Source organism: Brevundimonas sp. EAKA, assembly GCF_000698025.1.
GTDB lineage: Bacteria > Pseudomonadota > Alphaproteobacteria > Caulobacterales > Caulobacteraceae > Brevundimonas > Brevundimonas mediterranea_A.
Window position 1 is genome coordinate 1 of record NZ_JMQR01000012.1, and the last position, 23,672, is coordinate 23,672.

General features: G+C 69.2%; 19 protein-coding genes. 6 read left to right on the top strand and 13 right to left on the bottom strand.

Annotation, left to right across the window (positions count from 1 at the left end):
* Window positions 1–127: 127 nt before the first annotated feature.
* From trbL to ER13_RS17615, 9 genes are all read right to left on the bottom strand, one after another.
* Entirely contained in the window at window positions 128–997 is an 870-nt protein-coding gene (trbL, locus tag ER13_RS03225) for a P-type conjugative transfer protein TrbL (RefSeq protein WP_231492464.1), read from the bottom strand.
* An 11-nt stretch (window positions 998–1,008) separates the two neighbouring features.
* Complete coding sequence (locus ER13_RS03230; protein ID WP_035306416.1) at window positions 1,009–1,755, bottom strand: conjugal transfer protein TrbJ; 747 nt, start codon at window positions 1,753–1,755, stop codon at window positions 1,009–1,011.
* A complete protein-coding gene (gene trbE / locus ER13_RS03235; protein ID WP_035306419.1) occupies window positions 1,706–4,129 on the bottom strand; it encodes a conjugal transfer protein TrbE in 2,424 nt (807 codons plus the stop codon). The genes ER13_RS03230 and trbE overlap by 50 nt, the downstream gene beginning before the upstream one ends.
* 7 nt (window positions 4,130–4,136) lie before the next feature.
* A complete protein-coding gene (locus ER13_RS03240; RefSeq protein WP_035306423.1) occupies window positions 4,137–4,415 on the bottom strand; it encodes a VirB3 family type IV secretion system protein in 279 nt (92 codons plus the stop codon).
* Window positions 4,415–4,750: a TrbC/VirB2 family protein gene (locus tag ER13_RS03245; protein WP_035306426.1), complete on the bottom strand. Its 336-nt coding sequence runs from the start codon at window positions 4,748–4,750 to the stop codon at window positions 4,415–4,417. The genes ER13_RS03240 and ER13_RS03245 overlap by 1 nt, the downstream gene beginning before the upstream one ends.
* A gap of 270 nt (window positions 4,751–5,020) precedes the next feature.
* Window positions 5,021–5,977, bottom strand: a complete 957-nt coding sequence (trbB, locus tag ER13_RS03250; protein ID WP_052004780.1) for a P-type conjugative transfer ATPase TrbB — start codon at window positions 5,975–5,977, stop codon at window positions 5,021–5,023.
* On the bottom strand, window positions 5,977–6,420 hold the full coding sequence (locus ER13_RS03255; RefSeq protein WP_035306429.1) for a hypothetical protein: 444 nt from the start codon (window positions 6,418–6,420) through the stop codon (window positions 5,977–5,979). The genes trbB and ER13_RS03255 overlap by 1 nt, the downstream gene beginning before the upstream one ends.
* A complete protein-coding gene (locus tag ER13_RS03260) occupies window positions 6,413–8,287 on the bottom strand; it encodes a type IV secretory system conjugative DNA transfer family protein (protein ID WP_035306431.1) in 1,875 nt (624 codons plus the stop codon). Before ER13_RS03260 ends, ER13_RS03255 begins: the two co-directional genes overlap by 8 nt.
* Window positions 8,288–8,290: 3 nt before the next feature.
* The gene (locus tag ER13_RS17615) at window positions 8,291–8,914 is read right to left on the bottom strand and encodes a GntR family transcriptional regulator (protein ID WP_052004782.1); all 624 of its coding nucleotides are present in this window, start codon (window positions 8,912–8,914) and stop codon (window positions 8,291–8,293) included.
* A 257-nt stretch (window positions 8,915–9,171) separates the two neighbouring features.
* On the opposite strand from ER13_RS17615, the gene ER13_RS03270 reads away from it, so the two are divergent.
* The 3 genes from ER13_RS03270 (at window position 9,172) to ER13_RS19265 (ending at window position 12,291) form a co-directional block, all read left to right on the top strand.
* Window positions 9,172–9,645 (top strand): helix-turn-helix transcriptional regulator, encoded by a 474-nt coding sequence (locus ER13_RS03270; RefSeq protein WP_052004785.1) that lies wholly within the window; start codon window positions 9,172–9,174, stop codon window positions 9,643–9,645.
* 811 nt (window positions 9,646–10,456) lie between these two features.
* Window positions 10,457–10,546 (top strand): lasso peptide biosynthesis protein, encoded by a 90-nt coding sequence (locus ER13_RS19260; protein ID WP_368664382.1) that lies wholly within the window; start codon window positions 10,457–10,459, stop codon window positions 10,544–10,546.
* Between the two features lie 548 nt (window positions 10,547–11,094).
* Window positions 11,095–12,291: an asparagine synthase-related protein gene (locus ER13_RS19265; RefSeq protein ID WP_368664383.1), complete on the top strand. Its 1,197-nt coding sequence runs from the start codon at window positions 11,095–11,097 to the stop codon at window positions 12,289–12,291.
* On the opposite strand, the gene ER13_RS03280 is transcribed toward ER13_RS19265, so the two are convergent.
* The 4 genes from ER13_RS03280 to ER13_RS17885 all read right to left on the bottom strand — a co-directional run bounded on the left by ER13_RS03280 (window position 12,227) and on the right by ER13_RS17885 (window position 19,276).
* Window positions 12,227–14,755, bottom strand: a complete 2,529-nt coding sequence (locus ER13_RS03280; RefSeq protein ID WP_035306438.1) for a prolyl oligopeptidase family serine peptidase — start codon at window positions 14,753–14,755, stop codon at window positions 12,227–12,229. The two genes, ER13_RS19265 and ER13_RS03280, sit on opposite strands and share 65 nt — an antisense overlap.
* Before the next feature lie 10 nt (window positions 14,756–14,765).
* Window positions 14,766–17,708, bottom strand: a complete 2,943-nt coding sequence (locus tag ER13_RS03285) for a TonB-dependent receptor (RefSeq protein WP_052004788.1) — start codon at window positions 17,706–17,708, stop codon at window positions 14,766–14,768.
* A 78-nt stretch (window positions 17,709–17,786) separates the two neighbouring features.
* Window positions 17,787–18,764, bottom strand: a complete 978-nt coding sequence (locus ER13_RS03290) for a FecR domain-containing protein (protein ID WP_052004810.1) — start codon at window positions 18,762–18,764, stop codon at window positions 17,787–17,789.
* Window positions 18,765–18,778: 14 nt separating this feature from the next.
* Window positions 18,779–19,276, bottom strand: coding sequence for an RNA polymerase sigma factor (locus ER13_RS17885; protein ID WP_081836107.1), 498 nt, complete (start codon window positions 19,274–19,276; stop codon window positions 18,779–18,781).
* 101 nt (window positions 19,277–19,377) lie between these two features.
* Here ER13_RS17885 and ER13_RS19270 point away from each other — a divergent pair, with 101 nt between their 5' ends.
* The 3 genes from ER13_RS19270 to ER13_RS03305 all read left to right on the top strand — a co-directional run bounded on the left by ER13_RS19270 (window position 19,378) and on the right by ER13_RS03305 (window position 23,668).
* Window positions 19,378–19,581: a helix-turn-helix transcriptional regulator gene (locus ER13_RS19270; RefSeq protein WP_081836108.1), complete on the top strand. Its 204-nt coding sequence runs from the start codon at window positions 19,378–19,380 to the stop codon at window positions 19,579–19,581.
* Between the two features lie 110 nt (window positions 19,582–19,691).
* Entirely contained in the window at window positions 19,692–21,743 is a 2,052-nt protein-coding gene (locus tag ER13_RS03300) for an ATP-dependent endonuclease (RefSeq protein WP_052004792.1), read from the top strand.
* Complete coding sequence (locus ER13_RS03305) at window positions 21,740–23,668, top strand: UvrD-helicase domain-containing protein (RefSeq protein WP_035306445.1); 1,929 nt, start codon at window positions 21,740–21,742, stop codon at window positions 23,666–23,668. Before ER13_RS03300 ends, ER13_RS03305 begins: the two co-directional genes overlap by 4 nt.
* The last annotated feature ends 4 nt before the right edge of the window (window positions 23,669–23,672 follow it).

Below are 23,672 nucleotides of genomic sequence, written 5' to 3' on the forward strand. Positions count from 1 at the left end.
ACTTCTGCCCCGCATTCTATCTGCCCATGAGTTCAGATCCCTAACCCCGCTCACTGTTTTTTTTTTTTTTAAACTTCCGGCCACCCCCAAAATCCACACCGTGTAGACCTTCGGCAGCGTCAGATGTTTAAAAGAGACGGGCCAGGGCCCCCGCGCCGCCGACCGCCAGCGCGCCGGACAGGGCCGCGCCGGCGCCGAGGGCCGGTCCGCCGGTGACGAGCGCCGAGGCGAGATTGGGAATGAACAGGGCGAGCATGGCCAGCAGGATGGAGGCCACCAGGATGCTCAGCGCCTCGTAGATGTCCGGGTTGGCCGAGGGCTGGAGCTGGTCGAAGATTGTTCGCGCGCCGGAGACGACGATGGCGAGCGCCAGCACCTTGAGGCCCGAGGAGACGACGTAGCCGAGCGGCCGCTCGGCCAGGAAGGCGGACTTGTTCCAGATGCCGAACGGCAGGAGGACGAAGCCCCCGAGGGTGACGATCTTGAACTCCAGCAGGGTGACGACGATCTGCAGGGCGAGCACGGCGAAGGCCAGCATGATGCCGATCATGGCCAGACCCAGGATCAGGGCGTCGGCCATGTTGCCGACCACGTCGAGCGGATTGTCGACCGGCGCAGGGGTCTCGCCGAGCGCCTTCACGATCTCCCAGCCCTGGGCGAGGATGGCGCCGGGATTGAGGAAATCGGCCCGGCTGAGCGAGCCCCCGCCGGCGGTCAGCCCCAGTTCGATGAAGCCGGCCCAGATCGTCTCCGACAGGGCCTGCCAGTCGTTGATCAGCCAGGCGAAGGCGCCGATCAGCAGCACCTTGCCGAAGCCGGACGCCAGCACCTCCCGGTTAGGCGACAGGGCCCACTGGATGCCGGTCAGGGCGACCACCAGGACGATCAGAAGGCCGAAGACGCCGTTGACCGAACCCTGGAGGGCGTCGAACCCGGCCGAGATGGTGTTGGAGAACACCACCATCAGCTCATTGGGGGTTTCCACTCCGACCGACATCGGACCACTCCTCAATCCCGCGCGTGCGACAGCGGATCGAAGGCGGGCGCCGACGGCGTCCCGGCCGACCGCGCCCAGCGCCGGCGGCGCGCCTCGTCGCCGGCCGCCCGGTCGGCCGCCTCCCGCGCCGTCGCCTCAGCCAGGAGCCGCGACTGGGCCAGCATGATGGTGCGCAGCGCCGCCAGGTCCTCGGCCAGCACCGCCAGCATCTGGTTGGTGGACTGGACCGCCGCCGTCTGGCCCTGGGCCGTTTCGCTGGCCGACAGGGCGCCGGTCAGCCGCTGGTCGCGCCCCTGGCCGAGACGCTCCAGTTCGGCCGCCGTCCGCGCTACATCCTCGGCCGTCCGGCGCGCGGCGACCGTGCGGGCCTCGCCCTGCTCCAGAAGCCGCGCCAGGTCCGCGCTCCCCAGGTCGTCCGGATAGAGGTCGCGGAACTGCTGCTCGAGGCCGCCGACGGAGGTGGCCAGGCCCCGCGCGGTCCGCGCCAGTTCGGCCATGTCGCGCAGGGACTGGCTGTTCCGCGTCAGATGGCTGTAGGGCGAGGCGGCCAGGGTCCGGGCCTCATTGGCCAGGCTTTCCAGCTGCCGCGCGGCCTGCAGGGCGTTCTCGATGTGATTGCGCGGATCGAACACCACCTGCTGGGCCGGAACCGGGGTGGCGGTCACGATCAGGCTCGCCGCCACGCCGGCGGCAAGAATCAGCAGGGGCTTATTCGGCCGCGAGCGGCGGGGCGAAGGCGTCGAGGACGGCGTCAACATGGTGCACTCCCTTGGCTGTGAGGAATCCCCGCGCGAACCCGGCCTCTCCCGAGGTCGCGAGGATGTCGTCGATGAGGGTCTGGTCTTCCGGCGCGCCGGCGCCGCACAGGGCCAGGGCCACGCCCGTCAGCCGCAGGTCGAAGAGCCGGCGGCCGCGGGGCTGGCGCCAGTAGTAGGCGCGCTTGGGCGTGGCGAAGGCGATCAGCTCCAGCTGGCGCCGGTTCAGGCCGAACCCCTGGTACAGATGGGCCGAGGACGGCTCGAGCGCCCGGGGGTTGGGCAGGAAGACCTGGGTCGGGCAGCTCTCGATCAGGCTGGCGGCGATCGGCGAGGCCGCCACGTCGTCCAGGCTCTGGGTGGCGAAGACGACCGCCACCCGCTTCTTGCGCAGGGTCTTCAGCCACTCCCGGATCTTGGCCGCGAAGGCGGTCTCGCCCAGGAACAGCCAGGCCTCGTCCAGCACGAGCAGGGTGGGACGCCCGTCGAACCCGCGCTCCAGATGATGGAACAGGGCCGACAGGACGGGCGCCACCGCCGACGGCGTGGCCATCAGGCCCTCCAGCTCGAAGGTGTCGAAGCGACTGGCGACGAGGGCGTCGCCTTCGCCGTCCAGCAGGGCGCCGTGCGGCCCCTTCAGGGTCAGGGGCTCGAGCGCCGCGGCGACGGCCTTGTCCTGCACCAGGGCGCAGAAGACCGTCAGGGTGCGCTGGGCCAGGGGCGTATCGGCCAGGGCCGTCAGCGCCGCCCAGATCTCCTCCCGGACCCGGGGCGCGGGCTCCAGTCCGGCGAGGCGGACCGTCTCGGCGATCCACTCCGAGGCCCAGGCCCGCTCGCTCTCCTCGTCGATCCGCGCCAGCGGCTGGAGCGAGAACCGGGCGCCGGGCTCCAGGGCGCGCCACCGGCCGCCGGCCGCCAGGGTCGCGGCGCGGGCGGACCGCCCCTTGTCGAAGAAGACGACCCGGGCGCCTGGATAGCGGAACCACTGCAGGGCGAGGAAGGACAGGAGCGCGCTCTTGCCCGAACCGGTCGGCCCCACGACCATGGCGTGGCCGACGTCCCCGACATGGAGCACCAGACGGAACGGGGTGGAGCCGGTGGTGCGCGCCGTCGCCAGGGGCGGGCCGCCGAGGTTCTCGTCCATGGACGGTCCGGCCCAGACCGCCGAGACCGGCAGCAGGTCGGCCAGGTTCAGGGTCGAGACGAGCGGGCGGCGGACATCGGCATAGGGCTCGCCGGGCAGGGAGCCGAGCCAGGCTTCGACCGCGTTGAGGTCCTCGATCCGCGCCAGCAGGCCCTGGGCGTTCAGGGCCGCCTCGATCGCGCGGGCCCGGGCCGCCGCCCCGTCTTCGGTGTCGTCGAGGACCGTGACCGTCAGGGTCAGATAGCCGAAGGCGCAGGCCTCGGCGCCGAGCGCCGCCGGGGCGCCGTCGCATTCCTCGGTCTTGGAGGCGGCGTCGGTGTCGAGCAGCGGCACCTCTTCCTTGGTGATCGCCTCCCGGAGCAGGACGCCGACGCCTTTCCGCTTGGCGAACCAGCGCTTGCGGAGCTTGACGATCTCGCGCTCGGCCTCGGGCTTGTCGAGGCCGATCCAGCGCGCGGTCCAGCGGTAGGGGAACGGCAGGGCGCCGAGGGCGTCGAGCAGACCCGGCCGGGTGACCGACGGCAGGCCGCGCACGGACACCACCTTGAGCCACCGTCCGCCCAGACGAGGCGCGATCCCGCCCGAAAGATCGGCGTCCGCCAGCCAAGCGTCGAGAAACATCGGCCGCTCGGGGACCGTCACCGGAAAGGCGCGCGGCGAGACGCAGTCGTGCAGCCAGGTCAGCAGGCCGGCGTCGTCCAGCGGCGCGATCTCGGGCAGGGCGTCGGACAGGAGATCGAGGGTGGTCGCCGCCTCCCGCTCGAAGGTCGCCAGGGCCTGGCGCCAGTCCGCGCCGCTCCGGGCCAGGCCGTCGAACAGCCAGCGCTCCATCCGGCGGGTCTCGTCGGCCGGCGGCAGCCAGGTCAGTGCCAAGCGGAAATCGGTCTCGAAGGCGGGCTCGCCGGCCTCGAAGCGGCTGCGGCGTTCCGCGTCCAGCAGCCAGGCCACGTCGAGATCGAACTCGCTCTCCGGATAGGGGGCGGCGGCGCGGCGGCGCGCCTCCATATGCAGGCACCAGCCGGTGCCGAGACGCCGCAGCGCATTGTTGAGGCGCGCCCGCACCGCCATGAGCTCGTCCTCGGTCGAGGACTCCAGGTCCGGTCCCCGGAACCGGAAGCCGGTCGTGAAGGCCCCGTCCTTGTTCAGGACCACGCCCGGCGCGACCAGGGCCGCCCAGGGCAGATGGTCGGCGAGGGCGGCGGGCCGGCGGCGATGTTCATCGAGAAAGCGCATCGCGGCCTCACGCGTCCAGATGGCCCGGCAGGGCGAGGTGCCGGCGCAGGACGTCGAAGAAACGCCGGTCGGCCCGGGCCGCCCACAGGCCGATGGCATGGGCGGCCGCCCACCAGAGCAGGCCGAGCCACCAGATCCGCAGGGCCAGGCCCAGCACCATGGCGATCGTGCCCATGGCGATGGCGTAGTCCCGCGGCATCCCGGCCATCAGCACGGGCTCGGCCAGGGCCTGGGCCACGGGAAGGTCCCAGCCTTCCGGCCGGGGATCGGAACCGGAGGCGGCCATCACCCGATCTCCGCCCCGCCAGCGAAGCCGAAGAAGTCGAGGAAGAAGGTCGAGGCGGCGAAAGCGATCGACAGGCCGAACATGATGCCCAGCCCGCGCCGCATCGAAGAGCCGTTCTCGCTCATGGCGATCCCGGCGCCGAAGATCACCACCGCCACCACGGCGGCGGCCTGGACCACCGGTCCGGTGATCGACTGCACCACCTGTTGCAGGGGGCCTTCCCACGGCATTCCCGAGCCGCCGGCCAGGGCCGGCCCGGCCATCATCACCCCGCCGAGCAGCAGGGCGCACTTCGTCATCGCGCCGAAAGGCCGGCGCCCCAGTATCCGTCGCATGTCTGACTTCCTTTGTTTCAGCGCATCTCAATACGCCGCGACACATTGCAAGCAAATATATCCACAGGCTGTCAACACCGTGGACCGATTATTTTACGCAACTTGCCGACGACTCTATTACAAGTCTTTTCAACTCAACAAACAACTTGTGACGACTTGCGAGTCACGACTACCGTCGACCCGCCTGACGACTTGCAACGACTTGCGGGCCGGGCCCGCGAGCAGGGCATTCGGACATCGGGCGCCATATTCAGGGGGTCAGGATCGGGCTCAGGCCAGGACGCTGATCGCATAGGCGTCGTCGCCGGAGGGCTCGACGCCGAGGACCGCCTCCACCCGCCGGCCGGTCGCCGTTCGGCGGATGTGGACAATCCGGTCGACCGCCTGGGCGATCGCGCGGCGCGGCGTCCGGGTCGAAACCTCGGCGATCAGGTCCTCGAGCCGGCGCAGGACGTCGTCCGCCGAATTGGCGTGGATCGTCGAAAGCCCGCCCGGATGACCCGTGTTCCAGCTCTTCAGCGTCTCCAGCGCGGCGGCCCCGTCGCGCATTTCCCCGACCACGATCCGGTCCGGCCGCATGCGCAGGGCGTCTCTGACGAGGTCCACGACCCCGATCGGGATCGGCTGACGCCGCGTGAGCACCGCCACCACGTCCCAGGCCGAGCACTGGAGTTCCGGCGTGTCCTCGACCAGGAAGACCCGGTCCCGGGCGAAGGCCGGTTCGGCGAGCACGGCGTTGGCCAGGGTCGTCTTGCCTGACCCCGTGCCGCCCGAGATCAGGATGTTGAGCCGGTCGGTCGCGGCCGCGCGCAGCACTCCGGCCTGGCCCTCCGTCATCGTCCCGTCGGCGACATAGTCCTCCAGCGTCCAGATCACGGCGGGTCGTTTGCGGATCGAAAAGGCGGGCGCCGCGGTCACCGGCGGCAGCAGGCCCTGGAACCGCTCTCCGGTTCCGGGCAGGACGCCCGACAGCCTCGGATCATCCCGCGTGACCGTCTCGCCGACATAGTCCGCGATCAGGCGCACGACCCGCTCCCGCGCCTCGGCCGACAGGGTCGCGCCGGTGTCGCGCCGGCCCTCGCCGCTGCGGTCCAGGATCAACCGCCCGTCGGGATTGGCGAGAATCTCCACCACCGCCGGCTCGACCAGGGCCGCGAGGACCGTCTCGCCGAGGGCGTGACGCAGGGCCTCCAGCTTGCGCTCGGCGATGATCGGGTGGGCCCCCATCAGTTGGCCGGGCCGAACGACCTGTCCTCGGGCGGCACGGGGCCGGGCCGCTCTGCGCGTCCGGCGACGATCCGCGCGGCCGTCGCGTCGAGCAGCCGCTCGATCCGGCGATCGACCGCCGCCTGCACGGTCGGATCCTGGTCGACCACCGCATCGGGCAGGCGCAGGAAGAAGGCCCGCGCGACCTCGATCAGCAGCTCCTGCACGATCTGCATGTCGCGGGCGGTGGATCGCATGTGGTCGCGCAGGGACCGCTCCAGCTGGAGCAGCCGGTCCTCGGGATCCGCCTGCGGGCTTTTCAGCAGGCCGCGGGAGATGGCGCGCCCCGCCGCCTGGCTGAGCGCCAGCCTGCCGCTCCGGGCCTCCCGGTTCAATCCGGCCACCACCTTGGGGTCGGTGAGATAGACCTGGACCCTGCAGGTCGTCGCCTCTTTCCTAGCCATCGCCCAGTCCTCGCAAATGATCGAGCGCCGCCTCCTGCGCGGCCATCTCCTGCGCCACCCGCCCGTAGATATCGGCCACCCGCGCCGCGACCTTTTTGTCGTCGATGGCCGCCGCCACCTCCTTGAACAGCGGCAGGGAGCCCTTCGGATCCTCGCCCAGCCCGCGCCGTCCCGCCCAGGGGTGAGGCGACCGGGGCGGCGTATCCAGACGGTCGGCCTGGTGGGGCGCGACATCGCGCGCCCGGCTCCGGAAAGGCTCGCGCCGGTCGTAGAGGAGCTTGCGCGTCCGCAGGGGGCGGGCGCCGGCCGCGAAGACCAGCTGGACATCGTCCGGCAAGGCCCGGATCTCTCCGGGCTCCAGCAGCGGCCGCTCGATCTGCGCGCGCGACACTGAACTGTGGCCGGCGCCCAAACCGGCCGGCGAACTGCGGCTCGTGCGGGTCTCCAGCACCGAGCCGGTCAGCTTCGAGACCTTCTCCTGGGTCAGGGGATCGAGGGCGGAGAAGGCGGTGTAGACCGCGCAGTTGTCGAGGATGGTGTTGTTGACCCCATAGGTCTCGACGATGTCGTTGAGCGACTGGGCGACGAACATGACCTTCACCCCGTAGCCGCTGAGCAGACGCAGCGACTTCTCGAAGAAGCTGACCCGTCCGAGCAGCGGGAACTCGTCCATCAGCATCAGGAGATTGTGGCGCTTGGGCCGCCCATCCCCCGCCTCGGTCTCGCGGACCGTAAGCGACTGGGCGGCCGCATAGAAGAACAGCCGCACCAGCGGACGCAGAGCCGCGGCGTCGGCCGGGGCGACCTGCACGTACAGCGACAGCGGCGCGTCAGCGCACATCAGATCGCCCATGGCGAAATCCGATCGTGACAGGGCGCGCTCGATGTCCTCCCCGGCCAGCCATTTGAGATAGGAGCGGGCCGTGCCCTGGACCGAGGTGCGGAAGCGGTCGTGCATCGCCGCATAACCCTTCACGGCGGTGGCGATGAAGGGATGGGTCTCGGGCTCGCCGCCGGCGCCCCGCCGATGCAGGGCGCGCGCCATGACCTCCGCCGCCTCGTCGAGATCCGCCAGCATGCCGCGCACCGTCAGGAGGGTCTTGTCTCCATCTTCGGCCGTGTAGAGGACGTGCAGGACCACGGCCTCGAGGATTTCCGAGGCCGCCTTGTCCCAGATCGCCTCGTCATCGCGCACCCCGCCGGGATCGGCGAGGATCGACACCAGCCGCTGGACCTGGGCGAGTTCTCCCGGTCCCGGGCGTATCTCGGCCAGCGGATTCCAGCAGGCCGTCGCCGGGTCGCGCGGATCGAAATAGAGCGCGTGGCTGAACCGCGACCGCCAGCCGGCGCTCAGCCGCCACAGCTCGCGCTTCGGATCATGGACGAGGACGCTGGCGTTCCACGACAGCAGGGTCGGCATGACATGACCACGCCCCTTGCCGGACCGCGTCCCGCCGGTGACCAGACTGGGCCGCAGGTCGGCCGTGGCGAGCACCCGCCGCCCGAGCAGGCCCAGGATGCAGCCGCCGTTCGCGGTCAGTCCGGCGAGACGGGCGTCGGCCGCTCCGCCCCAGCCGCGGACCCGCCGAAGGCCGGTCCCCTCCTCCACCAGGACGCAGAGACCCAGGCCCCCGAGCGCGCCGAGAAGGATCAGAGGCGAGCAGGAGGCGAACGACTGTTCCGCCTCGCCCGCGAACTGAAGCCGCCACCGGAAGATCGCCCAGGCGGGGTAGAGCGCCAGATCCCCGGAGACGCGCCAGGCGGGGCCGAGCGCCGGAGCCGCCTCATAGAGCCAGGCGAAGGCCTGCGTCGCCGCCTGGGATCCGGCCGCAAGGCCGAGGCCGAGGAAGATCAGCCGGGCCCGCACGGCTCACGCCCCGTCCGCGGGCCGGTGGCCGCGCCGTTCGACCTCGAGGACGAGGACGGCGGCGTTTGCCATGCGGCGACGATGATAGGCCTCGATGGCGGTCAGCAGCTGGGTCCGCGAGCCGACGGTCTCGATGCGCACGAGCGCCCGAGCCTCGTCCGCCGCGTCGGTGAAGACCCGGAACTCGGCGTCGCCGAGCAGACGCAACTGGGCGTCCACCCGCCCGAAGGTCTCGACCAGGGCCCGGTTGCCCGTCGCCCGCACAAGGCGGTCGAACAGGTCCCGAACCGCCCGGTCGCCCGCGACGTCCGCTTCGGCCGTCGTCGCGGCGCCGAGATCCGCCGTCAGCTCCAGACTGGTCCTCAGGGCGAGCAGCCGAACCCAGAAGCGGTCCCGCAACAGGGCGGCGTCGAGGCGCGGGGCGAGATATCCCGCGCGCGGCGCCCGTTCCAGAAGCCCCTCGCCGCAGAGCCAGGCCAGGGCCTCCCGCACCGGCGTCGTCGAGAGATTGAGGCGGCGCGCCTCCTCGATGATCACCACGGCGCCGCCGGGTTCATAGACGCCCCGCATCGCCCGATCCCGGATGCTTTCGAGCGCCAGACTGAAGGGATCGCGGGCTCTCGGCACGACGCACTCCGTACAGATAGACCTGCCGTTATCGGCGCCGCGACGCCTCTCGCCAATGGGTTGAGGCCGCGACGCGCGTGCGCCGCCAAAGAACGTCGGCCCGGCCGCAAGAAACTTGCGGACCAACCGCGAGAAGCTGTCCGTTTACGACGATTATGTCAGGAACCGCACACGCGGGCGTTGATCGCCCGGCCGTACCGACGCACCATGACTGATCGTCGATCAGCAACCCGAAAGTATTCAAGGGGGAGTCCGCGTTGGAGTACGGGGATGACGGCCACCTTCGATCGGCGGCGCTGAAGGGTGTCCGCAAACTGCGGGGCCTCTCGACCCAGGACCTGGCCGCCCGTCTCAACATGCCGCTGCGCACCTATGAGCATTTCGAGGCCGGCCATGGCCGCCTCAACCTCGACTACCTGCACCGGTTCAGCGAAGCCACCAACTCCGACTTCTACGGCCTGCTCCACGCCATCGCCATCGGCTCGCCGGCGTTCGCCGTGCGCACCGCCGACAACAAATTCATGACCACCTTCACCATCTTCCTGCAGGCCTACGACGGCAAGATGGGCGACCGCATCCGCGACCTCGACGCCCGTTCGCTGATCGCCGCCCTGGGCGAGATGTTCGACGCCCTGGCGGAGGTCGGCGGCCAGCGGGCCGAGGAGGCCGAGAGCTTCCTTGATGAAGGCCGCGAGGACTTGGCGGCCCGCCGGCCCAAGCCCGGGCGATGATCGCCGCGGGCGTCTCCGGCGCCGCCCGGATATACGCCGGATATAGCTTTGCAGCGGGATCATCCGGGCGCTGACTGATCGGGCCACATCCGTGGCGATCAACCAGGGAGACCACGATGACCACCACCAGAATCGCGCTCGTCCGTCTCGGCAGCGTCCGGGCCCTCACCCAACTCGAGCCCGAAGGCCCGTTCGCCGAACTGGGCGTCGACCGCAGCCGGACACCGATCTGACGCGGAAGGGGCGGCCGCCTCCTCATGGGGCGACCGCCCTGCGCGGTTCGATCCTCCGGTCTTCCTCCAACAGGAGCGACCCTGATGATGCAGAACCCAGTGACCCTGACCCGCCTCGGCAGCGCCCGGGACCTCACCCGGCACGAGCCGTTCGGCGACTTCGTCGAGATCGGCTTGATGCGCAGCAAGACGCCGATCTGAACCTTCCCCGGGCGGGAGGCCCCCCCCCCCCCGCCCGGGCCATATTCGCGAACAGGCCATGCCGCAGGACACGCCCGCTTTTCTGGCGCCCCACATTCATCTCGCCCGCTGCCACGACGATCTGGTCGTCCTGGACGTCCGGGCCGATGACTACGCCCTCCTCGTCGACGCGGGACCGCTGGTCCGCTTCGGCGCCCGGGCCGGCGAAATCCTCGCCGAAGAGGATATCTTGGGCGACCTGCGGACCCTGGGCCTTCTCGCCGACGGCGCTCCAGACGATCCCCGAGCGCCCCTCCCCGGCCTGATCGGCGAGATCGCCTCCGCCGCCGGCCCTTATCCGCTCCCCTGCCTCGCCCGGGCGGCGCTCCTGGCCCTTCCTGGCGCACTGCTGGGTCCAGGTCGGCGACCGGGTCGTCGGCGACACGCGCGAGCGTGTTTCGAGCTTCACGCCGATCATGGCGGTCTGATGGGCCGCTATCTGATCTGCAGCCGTGCCCCGGACTGCCCCGCCGATCACCCCCTGCCGGCCGGTCTGCGGTCCCGGGCCCTCGCCGACGGCATGACCGTGTCCGATCTGTCGGAGGCGACCTGGCTGGCGGTCGCCGGACCGGGCTGTCCGCAGGTTCTCGGGGTCGGGGCCTGGCGGCTGGTCGGGGATGTCTATAACCGCCACCGCCCCAACCTTGGGCTTATCCGGAATGAGGACCCGCAGGACTACGAACGCAAGCTGATCGCGCGGTTCTGGGGCCGCTACATCGGCCTGCGACTCGACGCAAAGGGGCGGCTCGCCGGCCTGCTGCGGGACCCGTCCGGCGCGCTCGACTGTCTCTGGTGGAGACAGGGACCGCTGACCCTGGTCGCCTCGGACGTGCCGGACTGGCTCGCGGCGGCGGCCGGCCGGGGCTGGCGCATCAACCCCGCCCGGGTCGAGGCCGCCTTGCACGACCCCTATTCGACCTCGGGCGGCCTGCTTCTCGACGGGCCCGCGGCCCTCATGCCCGGGGCCCTTCAGGACATGGCGGCCGAAGACCCCGTCACCCTGTGGCGGCCCGACTGGACCGCCCGCCGCGCCCCGCCGGTCACCGACCAGGCGGCCGCCCGGTCGCTGCGCGAGGCGGTCGACGAGACCCTCGCCGGGATCGTTCGCGGGAGCGGCGCGCTCGCGGTCGAGATCTCCGGCGGACTCGACTCCAGCATCGTCGCGGCCGCCGTGGCCGCTCGCGGCAAGGACCAGGTTCGTCTGTGGCTGAACGCCTGGGGGCCCGACGCCACGGCCGACGAACGCCCCTGGATCGATAGCCTCGCGGCCCATCTCGGCATCGCCGCGACCAGCGTCCCGCGCGCCGTCGGCCGCCTCACCGAGGACATGCTGGGTCAGCTCAGCACCGGTGTCCGCCCTGGTCTGGCCGCCCTCGACGTCCTGCATGACGCCGACTGGGCCCGACGGTTCGCCGAAGCCGGCATCGACGGCGTCGTCACCGGCAAGGGCGGGGACTCGATGTTCGTCCAGCCCGCCGATATCGGCGTCTTCGCCGATCTCTATCGCGACCGGGGCCGCCGCGCCCTGCTGTCCCGCGCCCTGCCGGATCTCGCCCGCTGGAACGAGCGATCGGTCTGGACGCTGGCGCATCAGGCCCTGCGCCGCCATTGGACGCCGCAGGCCGTCGACAGCCCCAATCCCCTGATCGGGCCGCGCCGCCATGCCGACATTCCGCGCCATCCCTGGCTCGAGGACATCGAGGACCTCGGACCGGCGAAACGGCGCCAGATCCTCGGCCTGGTCCAGGGCTGCGGCCTTCACGGACCGTCGCTCCAGACCCGTGTGGTCTCGGTTCTCCACCCTCTGCTGGCCCAGCCGGTGGTTGAGGCCTGCCTCGCCCTGCCCGCCGGTCAGCTGACCCTTGGCCGGCGCGATCGGGCCCTCGCCCGGCAGGCCTTCGGCGACCGGCTCCCGGAGGCGATCACCGCCCGCCGATCGAAGGGCGAGATGACCGCCTTCTACGGCCATCTGATCGCGGACGGGCTTGATGTTCTCCGCCCTTGGCTTCTGGACGGCCGGCTTGCGTCGATGGGTCTGGTCGATGTCGACCCGGCCGGCGCCGCCCTCACCCGCGAAGCGCTGGCCTGGCGGGGCGGCTATGTCGACATCATGACGACGGCGGCGATCGAGGGATGGGTTCGGGCATGGGAGCGGCGCCTGCCGGGGGTCTGAGCGCCTCCTCGCCGAGCGTCCGGTCCAGCCAGTCGAAGATCTCCCGGTAGACGTCGCGCACATTGGCCGGGCTGGCGTTGGAGTGGGTCTCGCCCCAGTAGGTGACAAGCCGGGCCCATTTGCCCTGCCGGTGCATCGCCGTCAGCATCCGTTCCGAACTGGTCATCGGCACATAGTCCCGATCGGCCGTGATCAGCAGGATCGGCGCCGTGATGCGGTCGGCCTGCATATAGGGGCTGGCGGCAGCGTAGCCCTCCACATCGGCCCACGGCGGTCCGCCCATCATCGCCTGCCCGCCCTCCACCGCCCCCGGGGACGCGTCGAGCGACGCCGCATACTCCGGCCAGATCCGGTCATGGGGACCGAACTCGCCCCACTTGCTTGCGGGATACAAGGGCCCCGCCCATGAAACGAAGCTGCGGAAGCGGGTCGGCCGGGTCGCGATCGCCAGCGCCGTATAGCCGCCGAAGCTGTGGCCAAGCACCGCCATCCGGTCTTCCGGCAGGCCTGGCGCTGCGGCCAGGGCCGCGTCCACCGCGAGGTCCGCGCCGCGTACGAAGTCGTCCATCATGTCCGACCGCGGGCCTTCGTCCTCGCTGGTCAGGGCCGCCCACAGGACGGCGTAGTTTTCGCTCGCCAGCACCTGGGCCCTGGGGGACAGAATGCCCAGCGCGGTCGCGTCCAGGTGGCGGCCGCTGTCGACGCTTCCCGGATAGACCATGACGATCAGGCCCCTGACCTCGTCGGGCCGGCGGCCCGGCGGCAGGTAGAGGTAGCTGGTCGTCTCCCGCCCGAGCCGGTCCAGATGCGGGATCGGCCGCGCCTGCGGAAGCTGAAGGCTCCCGAAGGTCTCGTTGACCCGGTCCAGGACCCGATCCGTGGCCGGCGCCGCGAGGGCCAGGGTCTCCACCCCGGCGTCGAGACACAGGGTGAGGACTGCGGTCTCTGCGGCCGAGCGACCCAGCAAGGCGCCATCGCAGATCTGCGTCGAGCGGACGCCCGAGCTTAAGCCGTCCCTCAGGATTTCCGTGCCGGCCGGCGTCCGCGCCGCGACCCAGGTGCGGCGTGGCGGCTCGTTCGCCCGTATGCGGCTCGGGGTCATCAGGGTGAAGGTTTCGCCGTCGGTCAGCGATCCATCCTCGGGCGTGAGCGCGCTCAGACCCCGCGCCCCGCCGAACGCCCAGAGGCGGCCGTCGGCGAAGGCCAACACCTCGTCCCCGCTCACCGCCGACAGGCGCGCGGGGGGCTTCGCGAGTCCGGTCGTCAGGGGACGCGGCGCGCCGGCCCCGACCCGCCACCAGTCGAACCTGTCGCCGCCGGGGCGTCGCGCCCGCAGCACCGCCTCCCCGCCCAGCCAGTCGGCCTGGGCGAAGCGGAGCTCGTCGACGCCCCGCCCCGCCTCGAACGGCTGAAGATCGCCCGTTTCGAACGCGCGGCGCCGGCCGTCCTGGCCGACCGCCCAGAGAGCGGCGTCGGCCCAGACCTGCCCGTCCTCGCGCGCCCAGACCAGGACGGCGTCACCGGCCGGCGACCAGCGCAGCAGATGCGGCGCCACGTCGAATGAACCCTCGGCCGCGACCGCCGCGCCGCTGGCCACCTCCACCAGGCTCAGCCGGCTTCGGGTCTGTATGGCGCTCTGCACGGCCGGCCCGGGATCCCTCGCCGCCCCTTCGGCCGAGGTCAGGACGGCGACCCTGCGGCGGTCCGGCGACACCGCGAAATCCCGGATCTCCCCTTCCGCCAGCACCTGTCGCTCGCCTGTCCGCAGGTCCAGCACGACGAGCTCGAGCGCCGGCGTCCGGGCGTCGAGAGTGACCAGACCGGCGCGGGTTTCGATCCGGGTGCGGGAGGGCTCGCGCCCCGCCGCCGTGCGCTCCCAGCGGCGATTCATCTCCGCCTGTCCCGTGCCGTCGAAGCGCAGGAGCCAGGGCAGGCTGTGGTCCGGCCGCGTGGTCAGCACCAGCCGGTCGCCGTCCAGCCAGGCGCTGCTGACGCCGTTGATCAGGTCGGGCGTCAGTCCGGTCCAGACGACCGCGCGGGTCGCGACCTCGACCACCCCCGCCTCCAGCCGGTCGTCGCGGAGCCGGAACACCAGCACCCGGCGGCTGTCCGGCGACCAGGATCCGAGCAGAAGCCCCTCGTCCGGATTGGGTGGCAGGAGCGGTTCCACCGCCCCTCCGGCTACCCGGGCGATTTTCAGCTCGCTGACGGCCCAGCCGGTCCGGTGGGACCGGTCGAAGCGCGGCGCGGTGTCATAGGGACGACGCCGTTCCCAGATCACCCAGGATCCGTCCGGCGACAGGGCTGCGGTCCCGAACGTCTCCATGGCGAGGATATCGTCGAGCGACACGGTGCGCTCCGGCGCGGACCCTCCGTCCTGAAGGTCCTGGCTGGCGACCGCCGGAGCGGCCGGGGTCAGACAGGCGAGCGCAAGCGCCGCCGCCAAGCGGGTTGAGAGATGCATGGGTCTCTCCTCACCAGCTACGGATCAGTTGCAGGCTGGCGACGCGGCCCATCAGGTCGCCCTGGCCCGGGTCGTATCCGAGGCCCGCCGACGAATTGTAGAAGGGCGGATCCTCGTCGGTCAGGTTCTGCACCGTGGCCAGCACCCGCCACCCCGCCAGGGCGCCGGCTTCCGGCGACCAGCTCACCTGCAGGTCGGCGGTGTCCCAGGCGTCGATCCGCGCCCCCGCCGAGTCCTCATAGGCGGCGACGTGGCTCCAGTGGAGCCCCGCGGTCAGATCCCGCCACGCCCACGTCCCGCCCGCTCGGGACCGCAGCCGCACCGGATAGCCGATCCGCCCCAGGACCGACTCGGTGGTCGCCGTCGGCGTCAGCCGAGTCTCATAGTCGAGAAGCCAGGAGGCGCTGCCGTCCAGGGTCAGGGTGTGAGCGCCGAAGGCGAAGGCGCGGCTCGCCTGCAGGTCCAGCCCCCGCACATGGACCTCGGAGGCGTTGACCCAGCGCGCGTCGAGAATGGCCCCGTAGGTCGTGGCCGGATACAGCGAGCCGTAGGCGTAGGCCGGGTCCTCGATATACGAGCGGATGAGAGCCAGGTCGGCTGCGTTGGCGGCCGGATTGATCACCTGCACGAACGGCGCGAGGGCCGGGTCGGTCAAGGCCCGCTCCAGACCCTCGTTGACCGGTTGCGAAATCCGTCCGGCGAACCGGGTGTCGAACAGATTGAGGGAGAGCCGCAGCCCCGCGTCCGACCGGTAGTCGAAGCCCGCCGTCCAGGTGTCCGCCGTCTCCGGCTCGAGGTCCGGATTGCCGCCGTACCGGTACAGGGCCAGCACCGACGTCCCGTCGGCCCGCTCCACGAAGGTCGGCGCGGCCTGGCTGGCGTCGTAGAGCTGGGTCAGACCCGGCGCCCGGAAGGAGGTGCCCCACGACGCCCGGACATTCAGCCCCTCCAGCGGCGACCAGACCAGGCCGATCTTGGGGTTGGAGGTGCGGCCGAAGTCATCATACTCCTCCACCCGTCCGGCCAGCGACAGCTCCAGGCGCCGCAACCCCGGCCGGGCGTTGTCCGGACCGACGAAGGGTATGCGCGCCTCAGCGAACACCGCCGAGATGCGACGGTCGCTCTGCGGGCTCACCACCTCCCGCGGCGCCGCCGACCCGGTGAAGGAGGTCAGCCGGCTGTCGAAGGTTTCCCGACGCAACTGCACCCCCAGGGCGACGTCAACCGCTCCGCCCGGCAGGCTGAAGGGCGATCCCTGCAGCAGCAGGTTGGCGGACTGTGACCGGCTGCGATCCACCGAACCGATGAGGCCCGACCCGATGAAGTCCAGCACCGCCGACCCGTTGGCCCCGCCGCCTCCGTAGGGATTGAAATAGCCGTCCCGCGGGGCCGAATAGCCCGTCAGCGGATTGTCCGCCGTATTGCCCAAAGCCTCGTTGAGGAACACCGAGTTCAGCAGACCGGTCGTCTCCTTCTCGCCCCGCTCCTCGGCGAAGGCGAGATAGCCGTCGAGCGACCAGCCGCTTCCCAGGTCGTAGTCGGCGCCGGCCGTCACCCCGAGACTGCGGGAGACGCCTTCCTGCCGGCTCACGCCCAGATCATTCAGAAAGGAATAGCCGATCAGCTGCGACGCGGCGCCGTTCGGCGACACATAGAAGGGATTGGCGGCGTTCACGCTGAAGATGGTGATCGGCGCCGCGTTGTCGAAGCCGTAGGCGCGGCGGCTGAAGCGCAGATCGGCCGAGAGGTCCAGCCGGTCGCCGACCGACTGCCGCACCCGGCCGTAGACGCTGTGCCGCTCGACCTCGGGCAGGAGATCGACCGCGACCAGCTGGCTCTGGAGATTGGCCGTCCCCGCCGCGAAGTCTCCGGGCCCCTGGGCGTAACCGGACGCCCCGGGCCGGATGGCCCAGGCCGACACATAGCCGCCCACGGCGGGATCGTAGGCCAGGACGTTGCCCGGCGAACTGTACACCGCGCGCCGGTCCGATCCGCCGAACGGGCGCAGATCGCCGTCCGCCGTGAAGGCCCGATCGCCGGAGTTGAGCGCGTTCACCGTCTGATATTCCCAGGACAGGAAGCCCGAACCGCCGGTCCATGAGGTTCCCGCCAGATGGGAGACCGTGAGGTCCTCGGCGCCGCCCCGGGCCGCCCCGAACCGGATCCGGCTTTCCTGACCGTCGACCGACCGGCGCATGATGACGTTCACCACGCCCGCCACGGCGTCCGATCCGTAAAGGGCCGACGCGCCGTCCAGCAGGACATCGACCCGCTCCACCGCCGCCGACGGCAGGGCCGACACATCCGCGAACTCGCCGCGCGACCCTGTCCCGGCCATGCGCCGCCCGTTGACCAGCACCAGGGTGGCGTCGGCGCCCAGGCCCCGGAGATTGATGCCCGTCGCGGCCACGCTGTTGGAGCCGGCCGGATCGGCATAGGACAGCAGGGCGGCCGGCGTCCCCGACCCGGCGTAGTTCTGCGGCAGATCGACCAGGGCTTCGGCGACGGTCGCGAACCCCCGCCGGTCCAGTTCGGCGCGATCCAGCATCACCACCGGCGACGCCAGTTCGCCCGAGGCGTTCAACAGCGTTCCGGTGACGATGACCTCGTCCAGCAGGGCGGGCGGGGCGTCCGTCGACGCTGTCGCGGCCCGCCGCAGCACCAGGACGCCGGGGCGGGTCTCTGACCAGGTCAGGCCCGAGCCGCGCAGCAGGACCTCCAGCGCCGCCGTCGGGACATACCGTCCCCGCAGGCCGTCCGAGCGCCGCCCGGCCACCAGGTCGCCGGCGAAGAAGATCTGCTGGTCGGACTGGGTCGCGAAACTGTTCAGCGCATCGCGCAGCGACCCCGCCGGGATGTCGAAGTCCCGCGCCGCCTGGGCGCAGGCAGGATGCCCCGCGGCAAGTACGCAGGCGACCAGGGCGCTTCCGGTCAGCAGGTTCATGCGGTTCATGGTGTCGTCTCCTCCCCTCGACGCCTTGTGGCGACGTGGGAGAGACGGCCGGGACCCCGTGGAACCCCGGAGCTCACCTCAATTATTTATCCGCCTCGAGAGCAACAGCGTCCCGTCGGCCTGCGCCCGGGCCTCCAGACCAAGGCCGTCCGCCGCCGCCGACGCGAACGCCGCCCGGTCTCCGACCCGGAACACGCCGTTGACCGGCACATCCGCCATGACGGCGTCCTCCAGGGCGATGGGGTCCTCGAGATAGCGGTTCACCTCGGCCACCGCCTCGCGCAGCGGCGTGTCCTCGAACACCAGCCGCCCGTCCGTCCAGCTCGTCGCCTTGGCCGTATCGACGATGCGCGTGCTCAGGCCCGCCGCCGTCACCCGCGCCCGCTCACCCGCCCGCATCCGTGACGGCGCCGCGCCCGACGCCGCCGTGACATCGACAGCCCCCTCGACGAGAGTCACCCGCACCGCACCGCCCATGCGGCGCACGTCGAACACCGTCCCGACGGCGGTCACCTCGGTCTTGCCGGCGTCTACGATGAACGGGCGGCCCGGGTCATGCGCCACCGTGAACAGCGCCTGCCCCCGGTCGAGCTCGATGCGGCGCTCGTCTTCCCCAAGCCGCACCCGGATGGTCGAACCCGTATCGAGCCGCACGGTCGAGCCGTCCGCCAGCTGCACGACCCTCTGCTCGCCGACGGCGGTCGAGATCAGCGAGCGGCTGTCGGACCATAACCAGGCGCCCAGGCCGAGCGCCACGACCGCGGTCGCCGCCGCGAATGCGAAGAGCGTTTTCCGATAGCGGGCCTTCAGTCCGAGGCCGCCCCTGCGGTTCATGGCCTCGGCCACTGCCGCCTGGATCTGCGGATCACCCCCCAGACCGCCCGTCGCCGCCCACGCCTTCTCCACACGCCGATAGGCCTCTGCGTTGGCGGGCGCCGCCCGCCAGGCGAAGAACTCCTCGATTGTCCGGGTGGAGACGCTCCGGACCCCGAGACGGGCGTGCCACGCCGCCGCCTCCGTATCCGCCGCCGAAACCCGGCTGTTCGGGCTGGCCATCCTGCGCCCCATCCTTAGCGTCGATACTGGGCGGCGCAGTGGGCCAGGGCCTTGGTCATGCGCCACTCGACAGTTTTGGGCCTGATACCGAGCTGCTCGGCGATCTGCTCATTCGTCAGCCCGCCGAACCGCGACAACACAAAGACATCCCGGAGCGGTTGTGGCAAGCTGAGGATCAGCTGCTTTGCAAACACCACCTCGTTCTGAGTGGATAGGTCCCACCCCATCCTTGGTTCAACGTGCCGCTCTTGCCCGTAGACACTACCGCCGCTGCGCCTAAGGCTGTCCCAGAAGAGGTTCGCAGCGACCTTTAGCAAGAACGCTCTAGCGGATCGGACGCGTACACGGTTCTGATACGGTATGACTCTCGCCCAAACTTCCTGAGCTAAGTCGTCGGCATTCTGCCGCCCGTAGCGCTTCGCTATCGCCGTTCGCAGCCACGAGGCGTGCTGCTCATAGAGCTCACTAGCATCGCGACCGTATTTTTGCGGTTTGGGAATTCGAACGGTCACTGAAAAAGCCGATCCTGCAAATCACCGCAGCAAGCATGGGCAACATATTGCTAGCTGTATAGAACCTTTCCTGAGGGCCTTGTTCGGCCGACCCATGCCTCATGGATTGGAGAGCCCGTCTCGGCAAAAATGTTCTAAAGTACCGGACCGCCAGAGCGTGGTCCCAACAGGTGCTCGCTGGCGAAGCGGACCTATCGTTGCGTTATCTCGCGGGCGTCGAGCGAGGTGAGGAAAACCCGAGCCTCGACACGATTGTTTCAATCGCCGTTGCGTTGTCTATCCAGCCGTCGCAGCTGCTCGAATAGTATGACGGCCTATTCGGATGGGGGATGTCCGAACTCGTGACTTCGCTGAGCCAGAGTTATTTGGTTAGTCGCGCGGGGTGCTGTCAGCCTCGTATGGTAGCGGAGCCTTCATGTACATCGACCAACTCAGGGTCTGGAATTTTCGGAGTTTCGGGGCCGCCGCGTCCGAGGCGGCAGATGCGCTAGGTTCCTCGGCCACCATCGTGAGCCTAGACGAGGGAGCCAGTGTCTTCATCGGCCGCAACGGAGCTGGCAAGAGCTCGTTGGTCCAAGCGCTTCTTCGTCTCTTCGGCGAGACCCGCGAAGAGAGAACCGTGCAACCTGCCGACTTCTTCGTGCCGCCGACCGAGCGGCTGGAGAGCCATTCGCAGCGGCGTCTGTTTATCGAGGCGTCGATCCGGTTCCCTGAGCTGGAGACGGACGATACGGCCGCAGAGAAGACCGTCCCGCCGGCCTTCCGGCACATGATTATCGAGAAGGCTGGCGAGGTCCCCCAAATCAGGATCCGCCTCGAGGCGACGTGGCAACTGGCTGGCACTCTGGACGGTATTGTCGAAGACGGCCTTTATTGGATTCTGAGCGACGACGCCGCGCCTTTTGGAGACGTCGATCCTGCTCTAAAAAAGAAGCTCTCCGCCGCCGAACGCGGCCACGTGCTCGTCCGCTACATACCCGCTTCGCGCGATATCACGGCTTTGACTCAGCTCACCGTGAAGAGCTTGGGACGGAGCTTGATGCGGTCGATCCGGTGGGAGAAAAAAGCCGAGATCGATGCGCTCATCGCCAAGGCGGCCGAGACGCTGGATGCGGAGGGTGCGCTTACACGCGTCAATGCTGCCATCAACGCCTGTTGGTCGCAGCTGAACACTGCAGAAACCGGGACGACGGCGAGTCTGTCGATACTCGCGCCGGACCTTCAGCAAATCGTTCGAACGGCAACCGTTATGCTGACGCCTTCCGCGACGGGTAGGCTTATGACGCTGGAAGATCTCAGCGACGGGCAGCGGTCGCTGTTCCATTTCGCTTTGGTTAAGGCGTTACTCGATCTGAAACTGGATCTCGAAGGGGAGATCGACGACGATCCACCGTCGCCATTCCAGCCCGAGTTCGCCCGCGCGCCGGCGCTGACCCTCTTCGCCTTCGAGGAGCCCGAAAATCACCTGTCACCATTCTTCCTGTCGCGACTGCTAAGCGAGCTTGAGAAGCTGACTAAGACTGCACGGGTGCAAGCAGTTCTGACCAGCCATGCGCCCGCCATCGTCGGGCGAGTCGATCCATCAGCAATCCGTCATGTCAGGCGAGTGCAGGCCACAGGCGTGTCACATGTCGCAGCCCTAGCCATGCCGCAAGGCGATGCCGATGCGTCCAAGTTCCTCCGGGAGGCGGTGCGCGCCCACCCTGAGATTTATTTCGCGCGCCATGCCATTTTCGGCGAAGGCCCGTCCGAAGAAATTGTCCTGCCGCGGTTGGCAGAGGCCTTAGGTGTGCCGATCGACCGATCTTTCGTTGCCATTGTCCCCATTGGCGGACGCCACATCCAGCACTTCTGGCGGCTCGTTGAGCAGCTGGGCATCCCACATACGACCCTGCTCGACGTCGACATGGGCCGTAGCACGGGAGACTATCAGCAATTCAGATCGGCCGCGGCTGCGTTGATGGACTCAAGAAGGCCTTTGCAAGGGCCCGCACTGCAGGACGTCGACACAGCGCTTAGGATGGTGCGACCAGCCCCTGCACCGGGCACGCCCATAGATGCGGTAACCATTTCCAAGTGGGCCCAGGCGTTCGAAAGCGAAGGGATATTCATGTCTGGTCCCTTGGACCTCGACATGTTGATGCTTTCCGCCTTCCCCAGAGCCTACAAAACATTGCCACCGGGAGCTACAGGCCCCCAGTCGCCCGATGACCCGGCGCGGAAGCTGAGCGCAGCGAGACGCGTCTTAGGCGACGACGGCTTGGGACCCGCCGCCTATGTCGGCCTTGCGGAGGCCGATCTGTTTCCTTGGTATGCCTATCTATTCCTCGGCACCCGGGGAAAGCCTGCGGTTCACCTCGCGGCGTTGGGCGAGATCGATGACTTGGACATTGAGCTATGTTGTCCGCCCGTGTTGTCGCGCCTGATCGGCCATGTGAAGGCGTCTCTAGAAGCGCCTTTGGCATGATCCCGGCGGAGGACTGGGCACCGATCGGCGTCGCGGGTTTGGAGCCTACTGCGCTCGCGGCAGTTGGGGCACCGACCAGTATGCTGGTCGTAGCGGGACCGGGCACAGGCAAGACCGAACTCTTGGGACAGAAAGCCGCCTTTCTCCTGCAGACTGGAGGCTGTCGCCATCCCCGCCGTATCCTCGCAATCAGCTTCAAGCGGGATGCGGCGACAAATCTGCGTGAGCGGGTCGAGCGCCGTTGTGGCTCGACCTTGGCTCGGCGGCTCGACTCCATGACGTTCGACGCCTTCGCGAAGCAGTTGCTTGACCGCTTCTGGCGCGCCTTGCCCGACCATCTCGCCCTTCTCGGCCCCTATGAGATCGCGCCCTTCATCAAGCGGATTGAGTTCGAAGATCTCCGCCGCAGCGCGACTTTCGGGCTGGATGACCCCAATCATTCCGCTCATTGGGCCAAGACAATGATAGGGAAAAACCCGACAACTGCGGGCATTCAGGGCGTTGGTCTGGACGCCTTCACCAAGGCGGCCCAGGGGATGAACTTGCATCCTCTTGCGATTGCCGACCATGCTCAGTTCCTGCAACTGGTCCAGCTTCGGGCGGCGTTGATCCAGCACACGCCACGCTTCGGCTTTGCCATGATCGGCTTGCTTGCCCGGGCGGTGATCCACGCCAATCCCGCAATCCGTCGGGCAATCTGCGCGACCTACAGCCACGTCTTTCTCGACGAGTTTCAGGACACCACGTCCGTTCAGTACGGATTGATCGCCGAAATCTTCAAGGGATCCGCCGCGCGGCTGACCGCCGTAGGCGACAACAAGCAGAGGATCATGGGGTGGGCCGGAGCCCGCTCGGATGTCTTCGCAGCCTACGAGGCCGACTTCCTCACGGATTCGCCGGCGTCGGGGCGGGTCAGTCTGACGCGCAACTACCGGAGCAACGAGCGCATCGTGCAAGTGCTCAACACCTTGAAATCCAACTTGGCACCATCAGAGCCGGACTTCGTCGCGGTGCGACCGGCCCCGGATCTTCCGACCATCGACATCTGCGCCATCCTGGTTGCCGCAGATGAAGACGCCGAGGCCGTAGCGATCGCCGATAAGGTTGCGACTGCGCTAGCTTCCGGCTCCTCGCCGCGAAGCATCGGTCTCCTCGTCAGGCAGAAGGCCGGCGATTGGGAGACCCGCTTGAAAAATGCCTTCGCGTCGCGTGAGATCGCTTTCCGCAACGAGGACAGGGATGTCGGGGGTGCCTCGATCCAGGATCTGATGACCGAAACCTACCCTCGGATCATCCTTGATATGCTGGATCTGCTGACGCGCAGGCACGGCGGCGTATTGTGGTCGGCGGCGGTAGGACATCTCGCAGCCGTCCGCGGCGTGGTCATCGACGACGAACCTTCGATCGAGACTGAATTGGCGACTGAGCTAGACGCGTTTCACCGAGCGAACCGCTTTTCGGCCAGAGCATCGCCATCGCCCGGCGACGTCGCCGCCAAGGTGGCGGTGATCGAAGGCTTCCTAGGCGTGGCAGCCCTTCGGGCAGTCGCGCCGCAGTATGCGGCTGGCGATCTCTTCGACCGAGTCCGCAAAGCCACGGTTGCCTTCCTAATTGAATCTGCCGAAGGAAGTGCCGACTGGTCCACGGTCCTCAATCGGTTCTCGGGCGTCGGTCAGACGCCGCTCCTCACCATAACCAAGAGCAAGGGTCTGGAGTACGACCTAGTGATGCTCCTAGGCCTGAATGACCAGGAGTGGTGGAGCTTCGACAAGGACCCTAACGAAGGCCATTCGAACTTTTTCGTTGCGGCGTCGCGAGCGCGGGAAAGGCTTCTCATGACCCGGTGCGGGACCGACCGAAGCCACAAGATCAAATCAGTCTTCGACCTCCTTTCGGCCGCCGGCGTTAGCGAGATCAGTGTTTGACGCC

Bases quoted from the DNA above. Each gene is read 5' to 3' on its own strand.
- ER13_RS03230 (WP_035306416.1), bottom strand. From the start codon at position 1,755: ATGTTGACGCCGTCCTCGACGCCTTCGCCCCGCCGCTCGCGGCCGAAT.
- ER13_RS03240 (WP_035306423.1), bottom strand. From the start codon at position 4,415: ATGGCCGCCTCCGGTTCCGATCCCCGGCCGGAAGGCTGGGACCTTCCC.
- trbL (WP_231492464.1), bottom strand. From the start codon at position 997: ATGTCGGTCGGAGTGGAAACCCCCAATGAGCTGATGGTGGTGTTCTCC.
- ER13_RS03255 (WP_035306429.1), bottom strand. From the start codon at position 6,420: ATGGCTAGGAAAGAGGCGACGACCTGCAGGGTCCAGGTCTATCTCACC.
- ER13_RS03285 (WP_052004788.1), bottom strand. From the start codon at position 17,708: ATGAACCGCATGAACCTGCTGACCGGAAGCGCCCTGGTCGCCTGCGTA.
- ER13_RS03280 (WP_035306438.1), bottom strand. From the start codon at position 14,755: ATGCATCTCTCAACCCGCTTGGCGGCGGCGCTTGCGCTCGCCTGTCTG.
- ER13_RS03290 (WP_052004810.1), bottom strand. From the start codon at position 18,764: ATGGCCAGCCCGAACAGCCGGGTTTCGGCGGCGGATACGGAGGCGGCG.
- trbB (WP_052004780.1), bottom strand. From the start codon at position 5,977: ATGGGGGCCCACCCGATCATCGCCGAGCGCAAGCTGGAGGCCCTGCGT.
- ER13_RS03245 (WP_035306426.1), bottom strand. From the start codon at position 4,750: ATGCGACGGATACTGGGGCGCCGGCCTTTCGGCGCGATGACGAAGTGC.
- ER13_RS03305 (WP_035306445.1), top strand. From the start codon at position 21,740: ATGATCCCGGCGGAGGACTGGGCACCGATCGGCGTCGCGGGTTTGGAG.
- ER13_RS19270 (WP_081836108.1), top strand. From the start codon at position 19,378: ATGGATTGGAGAGCCCGTCTCGGCAAAAATGTTCTAAAGTACCGGACC.
- ER13_RS03300 (WP_052004792.1), top strand. From the start codon at position 19,692: ATGTACATCGACCAACTCAGGGTCTGGAATTTTCGGAGTTTCGGGGCC.
- ER13_RS19265 (WP_368664383.1), top strand. From the start codon at position 11,095: ATGGCGGCCGAAGACCCCGTCACCCTGTGGCGGCCCGACTGGACCGCC.
- trbE (WP_035306419.1), bottom strand. From the start codon at position 4,129: ATGCGCTTTCTCGATGAACATCGCCGCCGGCCCGCCGCCCTCGCCGAC.